General features: G+C 57.0%; 5 protein-coding genes. 4 read left to right on the top strand and 1 reads right to left on the bottom strand.

Annotation, left to right across the window (positions count from 1 at the left end):
* The first annotated feature begins 97 nt into the window (after window positions 1-97).
* On the top strand, window positions 98-325 hold the full coding sequence (locus PEL01S_RS19580; RefSeq protein ID WP_010496482.1) for an alpha/beta-type small acid-soluble spore protein: 228 nt from the start codon (window positions 98-100) through the stop codon (window positions 323-325).
* 98 nt (window positions 326-423) lie between these two features.
* Here PEL01S_RS19580 and PEL01S_RS19585 read toward each other — a convergent pair whose 3' ends face one another.
* A complete protein-coding gene (locus PEL01S_RS19585; protein ID WP_127461491.1) occupies window positions 424-1407 on the bottom strand; it encodes a metal-dependent hydrolase in 984 nt (327 codons plus the stop codon).
* 102 nt (window positions 1408-1509) lie between these two features.
* Between PEL01S_RS19585 and PEL01S_RS19590 the strand changes: the two genes are divergently transcribed.
* From PEL01S_RS19590 to PEL01S_RS19600, 3 genes are all read left to right on the top strand, one after another.
* Entirely contained in the window at window positions 1510-1833 is a 324-nt protein-coding gene (locus tag PEL01S_RS19590) for a hypothetical protein (protein WP_127461492.1), read from the top strand.
* Window positions 1834-1922: 89 nt separating this feature from the next.
* Window positions 1923-3731 carry an ABC transporter ATP-binding protein gene (locus PEL01S_RS19595; RefSeq protein ID WP_127461493.1) on the top strand — a complete coding sequence of 603 codons (1809 nt, stop codon included), beginning with the start codon at window positions 1923-1925 and terminating at the stop codon, window positions 3729-3731.
* Window positions 3728-5845, top strand: coding sequence for an ABC transporter ATP-binding protein (locus tag PEL01S_RS19600; protein ID WP_127461494.1), 2118 nt, complete (start codon window positions 3728-3730; stop codon window positions 5843-5845). The genes PEL01S_RS19595 and PEL01S_RS19600 overlap by 4 nt, the downstream gene beginning before the upstream one ends.
* Window positions 5846-6000: the final 155 nt, after the last annotated feature.

Consider the following 6000-nt stretch of genomic DNA (forward strand, 5'->3'; position numbering starts at 1 on the left):
TTCAAAAGGGAGTATAAGTTCAGGCATACGACACATAATAAGCTTGCAAGCTTGCAAATACATCAAAGACATCATCCCGTTGAAAGGAGTGCTGAACATGGGTGCAGGACAATCCCGCAGCAGCAATCAATTAGTTGTACCTCAAGCAAACCAAGCTTTGGAGCAATTGAAGTACGAGGTTGCTCAAGAGCTGGGCATTCAAATTCCGCAAGACGGCTACTACGGTTACATGGCTTCCCGCGACACAGGCGCAATCGGTGGTCACATTACCCGCCGCTTGGTCCAAATCGCCGAGCAAGCCATCTCCGGCGGCGCAGTCCGCTAACCGGGGGCTTGGGAACCAAGCTTCACGAATATAAGCTCAAGGAGAAATCCTTGAGCTTTTTTCCATGGCAGCAAAAAAGAGGAGGATGAGCCCGCTTGTTAAGCGCCGCCCATCCGCAGCTTCTTTTCGAGCCGGGAATCGCTGACCCAGCCTACGTACGAATCGATCGGATTCAGCTTTTTGTCGAGCAGCAGCACCGCGACGAACGGATACTGCTTGCGGTGCCGGTAGCGCACGTCGGCCCAGCGCACCTCGTACCCCCAGGCATGCTCCTTCAGCTCGGCGCACGCATAGGAGCTAAAGTACAGGAAGCAAGCGACGTTCGGGTGAGCTTTAGAGGCCTCCACGGCAGGGTGGACGGCACAGGAAACCCGGTCGATCCAATTGATTTTGCGGTTCCTGAGCTCCCCGAGCTGGAACGAACCGTCCTGCTTCCGCTTCACGATCTGCCACTGGTGCAGATGGACCGTCGGGATCAGCGTGTACCGGTCGCCAGGCTCGTAAGTCGGATCCTGCGGGCGCAGCCCCGACTCCAGCCGGTAATGGGTCCATGAACGCCATATATAATAGAGGGCGAGGAATGCGTATAATATAGGAAACAGAATTTCCGGACGCATCAGATGCACCGACCATATAAAAATAGCGAGCACGTGAGACGAGAAAATGACCGGGTCGAAAATGTGAATGATATTCCACGAGACCCATCGCTCTGAAATCGGGCGAAGCGCCTGGGTTCCATACGCATTAAACAAATCGGTGAATACGTGAAACGCAACCGCGATAAACACCCACATCGTTATATGCCACATCGGCAAAGCGGGAAAAACAAGCCAGAGAATCCCGGAGATGAGCGCCGTCCAAAGCACCAAAGCAGGCAGCGAGTGGGATAAGCCACGGTGATTTTTAATGTAAGCGGCGTTACCTTTCAGCCGCAGCAGCGTATCGGCATCGGGTGCCTGTGAGCCGGCTACCGTTCCGATCAGTACGGCTGTCGAAACCATCGGATCTGCTGCCACAACCGGATCGATATATGCCAAGCCTGCCAGGCCGAGCCCGATCACCAGGTGTGTACCGGTGTCCATGGACTAACCTCCTGAACGTCTAATTTTTCAATAGTCTACTCTAGCCCATTACTATTAGTGTATCATTTTCTTGTCCAAAATAAAGCAAAGGCTGTGAAAAAAATGTGTATCGTTTTTGTCGAATACCGAATTGATGCGTCATATCGCCTCCCGTACTTAGAATGGTCTCAGCGGCTGCGCGATGATTTTCCCCAGGTGGAGCTGTACGAGGGAACGGATCAGCCGGGGCTGTTCGTGGAGCTGTGGAACGGGCTTAGCGACAAGCAATACCGGTTCATGCGGGCCGTCCGTACCCGGAAGGACGAATACGCCGCAGAGCCGGGAGCGTGGGACGGAATCGATCCCGAACGTTGGGCGTCTCTCGGACAATGGGTGCCGGGCGGGTGCGCCAAAATTCATATTTGGCAGTTCCAAAAAGTCAAATAGTCCATTCTATAAGGTAAACATATCCATGGCTTCTTCCTCCCGATCGCGGTACCCTTACAATAGTCTTCAATTGTGACGGAGGAAAATGGATGGAGAATAACAATATATTCTGGTCTCATATCAAGCGGAACCGTTTGCCCTACCTAATGGGCTTTGCATTATTGTCCATATCGTCCATCCTGCAGCTGATCATTCCCTGGCTGCTCGGACGGTTTACGGACAGCCTCCAGACAGGCGCGCTGACCTACGATCAGGCGGTCCGGTTCGGCGTCTGGATGATTGCCGCAGGGCTTGGGATCGCTTTCTTCCGGTCCGTTTCCCGTATTTATTTGTTCCGGCTGTCGCGGCAGCTGGAGATGCGGGTGCGCGGTGAGCTGTTCGTCCACTGGGAGAAGCTGTCGGCGCAATATTTCAACAATCAGCGGATCGGGGACTTGATGTCGCACGCGATCAGCGACGTCGGGGTCATCCGCGAGGTGACGATGCAGGGTTACTTCAACGTGATGGAAGCGGTGTTTCTGATCGTCGTTTCCGTGGTGGCCATGACGAGCTCGGTCAATCTTTGGCTTACGCTGTTGACGATGCTGCCTCTGCCGCTGCTCAGTCTGCTCGCTTACCGGTTCAACAAGCGGATCATGCAGCAATCGAAGGATATGCAGTCCGCGATCTCCGATTTGACGAGCCGTGTGCAGGAGTTTACCGCGGGCATCCGGGTCGTCAAAGCATTCGTACAGGAAAAAGCGGAGCGGGAGCTGTTCACCCAGGATAACCGGCGGGCCGTCGAAATGAACCGGCGGTACGTGCGCTCGAACTCGTTATTCGGAGCGCTCAGCGCGGGGATTGTCGGATTCAGCTTTCTCGTCTCGGTCGTGCTCGGCGGCATCATGGTCCTGAAAGACATCATTACGCTCGGCGAATTCGTCGCGTTCAATACGTATTTGTCGCTGCTTATGGGGCCGATCGAAAGCTTGGGAAGGGTCGTCAATCTGCTTCAGCGCGGAAAGGCGTCGGAGCTGCGGCTGCTGGAAATCTTCAATACGCAGCCGGACGTGGTGGACGACGTCATCGCGAAGCCGGAGATTCAAACGATCGGCGGTGAGATCGAGATCCGCGACTTGACGTTCTCTTACCCCGAAGCGAAGCGGCCCTCCCTCCGGAACGTCTCGCTCAAGGTGTCGAAGGGCTCCAGCCTCGCCATCGTGGGCCGGGTCGGCAGCGGCAAAAGCACGCTGGTGCATCTGCTCGTGCGGCTGTACAACCCGCCGAAAGGGACGGTGTTTATCGACGGGCACGACATCCACGAAATTCCGCTGCGGACGCTGCGCGGCCAGATCGGAATCGTGCCGCAGGACCAATTCCTGTTCTCGTCCACGATTCGGGACAACATCGGGTTCGATCCGAAGCCTTACAGCGACGACCAGGTCGTGGAAGCGGCCAAGATCGCCCAAGTGTACGAAAATATCGTCGAGTTTCCGAATCAGTTCGATACGGCGCTCGGCGAGCGCGGCATCTCGCTGTCGGGCGGCCAGCGCCAGCGGGTCAGCATCGCGAGGGCCGTGATCAAGAAGCCGTCGGTGCTGATCTTCGACGACAGTTTGTCCGCGGTCGATACGATCACGGAGGATCTGATCCTCGAAGGGCTCAAATCCGTGATGAACAGGCGGACGACGATCATTATCGGGCACCGGATCTCGTCGGTGCAGAGCGCCGACCAAATCGTCGTCATGGACGAAGGACGCATCGTCGAGCGCGGCAATCATGAGCAATTGCTGGCCAGGGGCGGCATTTACGCCGACATGTATCATAAGCAGCTGCTGGATCAGGAAGCCGAGCGGGAAGACGGACAGGAGCAGGACGCCGCTGCTTCGCAGCTGATGCGGGGAGGGGCGGGCGCATGAATATACACGCTGAGAAAACCGTCAAGACGATGAAGGACACGCAGCTGCTGACGAAGCTGCTGTCCTACGCCAAGCCTTATTGGCGAATGATCGTGCTGTGCATCGCGCTGGCTTTTTTGATCGTCGTTGCCGATCTGGCGCGCCCTTATCTCATTAAGGTGGCGATCGACGGCCATATTAACGGGCTGCATAAGCCGATGCTGTCGGCGGAAGCGTCCCAGGCCGACCGTCTGCGGAGCTACGGAGCCGTGACGGCGTGGAACGGCAGAGCCTACGTCCGGCTCGAACCGGAGGATGCAGCCGAGCGGGCGGCCCGCCAGCCGGAGTTTGGAGCGCAGCAGGCTCAGATCGTCCGCATCGACGGCAAAGACTGGCTCATCGCCGGCTGGATCGCCAAGCAGCCGGAGCAGGCGACCATAGCGGAAGTGGGCGGCAAGGCGGAAGTAAGCGCCGGAGGGCAGACGTTCGCCGCCGAGCCGCTGGACGCCACCGCGTTGGAGGCGTTCCGCAAGCAGGATTACACCGGCTTCCTCTGGCTGGGCGTCGCTTTTCTTAGCGCGGTCGTCATCGGGGCACTAGTCAGTTACCTGCAAAGCAATCTGCTGCAGTATACGGGGCAGACGATCATTTTCAACATCCGGCAGCAGCTCTTTCAGCATTTAAGCCGCATGTCGATGTCGTATTTCGACCGCAATCCCGTCGGGAGGCTCGTCGTCCGCGTCACGCAGGATACGGAGGCGCTTAACCAGCTATATTCGCAGGTGGTCGTCAACCTGATCAAAGACGTCATCGTGCTGATCGGCATCGTCGCCGTCATGCTGCAGCTCAGCGTCAAGCTGGCGCTGCTGTCGTTTGCGGTGCTGCCGTTTCTGGCCGTGCTGACGTTCTGGTACCGGTCGGTTATCCGGGACGCCCAGCGAAAATCGCGGATGATCCTGTCACGGCTCAATTCGTTTCTGGCGGAAAATTTGTCCGGCATCCGGATCACGCAATTGTTTATCCGCGAAGAGCGGCAGTGGGAGCAGTTCGATCATCACAATACGGAATATTACCGGGCGGGGATGCGGGGAACGGTCATCAACTCAATCTTCCAGCCGGCGATCGGCTTCCTCGGCAATCTGGCGATCGCGCTGCTTCTCTGGTACGGCGGCGCCAGCGTCATCGACGGCGGCTTAACCTTCGGGATCGTGTATGCCTTCACGCATTACGTGCGGCAATTTTTCCAGCCGCTGCAGAGCTTGGCGGAGAAATACAACCAGATTCAGACGGCGATGGTCGGCGCGGAGCGCATCTTCGAGACGCTCGGCGAGAAGCCCGCGATCGTCGACCCGGAGCAGCCGAAGCGGCTGCCGAAGGAAATCCGCGGCGAAATCGCGTTCGAGAACGTATGGTTCGCCTATATCGGCGAAGATTGGGTGCTGAAGGATGTCAGCTTCACGATCCAGCCCGGACAGACGGTGGCGTTCGTCGGCGCGACAGGGGCGGGCAAAAGCTCGATCATCCAATTGATCAACCGGTTCTACGACATTCAAAAAGGCAGTATCAAGCTAGACGGCGTCGATATCCGTGACATTCCGCTGGACGACCTGCGCCGTTACATCGGCATCGTGCAGCAGGACGTGTTCCTGTTCACCGGAGATATCGCCTCGAATATCCGGTTGAACCACCCGGAAATTACCGACGAGCAGGTCGTCGCGGCGGCCCGGATGGTGCATATGGACGAATTTGTCCGCAGCCTGTCCGGCGGGTACAAGACGCTGCTCGGCGAGCGCGGCATCAATCTGTCGCTCGGCCAGCGGCAGCTGCTGTCGTTCGCGCGCGCGATCGCGTTCCGTCCGCAGATTCTCATCCTTGACGAGGCGACGTCGAATATCGATACGGAGACGGAGCTGATCGTGCAGGACGCGCTGATGAACATCTCGAAAGGCCGGACGACGCTGATCGTGGCGCACCGCTTGTCGACGATCCAGCATGCCGACCAGATTATCGTCATGCATAAGGGCAAGGTTCGCGAGACCGGAAACCATTACCAGCTTCTCGCGCAGCGCGGGTACTATTACCGTTTGTTCGAGCTTCAGTACAAGGAGCAGAAGCCGGTGCCGAAGGCAAGGTAGGGGATCGAAGATGCGCTTCGGTAAATGGGTGTGTGCATGATGATTGAGAAAAATTCTCTTTATCGTTAAGGCTGAGAAGACTCCCTCTTCGATAAGGGGGAGATGAATCAGCATCTCTTGTATATGAACACGAACATTTGTGCTATAATTGTAAT

It is taken from the genome of Paenibacillus elgii NBRC 100335 (assembly GCF_004000865.1).
Lineage (GTDB): Bacteria > Bacillota > Bacilli > Paenibacillales > NBRC-103111 > Paenibacillus_G > Paenibacillus_G elgii.

Excerpts from the sequence above, each read along its gene's own strand:
- PEL01S_RS19595 (WP_127461493.1), top strand. The coding sequence starts at position 1,923 with ATGGAGAATAACAATATATTCTGGTCTCATATCAAGCGGAACCGTTTG.
- PEL01S_RS19580 (WP_010496482.1), top strand. The coding sequence starts at position 98 with ATGGGTGCAGGACAATCCCGCAGCAGCAATCAATTAGTTGTACCTCAA.
- PEL01S_RS19585 (WP_127461491.1), bottom strand. The coding sequence starts at position 1,407 with ATGGACACCGGTACACACCTGGTGATCGGGCTCGGCCTGGCAGGCTTG.
- PEL01S_RS19600 (WP_127461494.1), top strand. The coding sequence starts at position 3,728 with ATGAATATACACGCTGAGAAAACCGTCAAGACGATGAAGGACACGCAG.
- PEL01S_RS19590 (WP_127461492.1), top strand. The coding sequence starts at position 1,510 with ATGTGTATCGTTTTTGTCGAATACCGAATTGATGCGTCATATCGCCTC.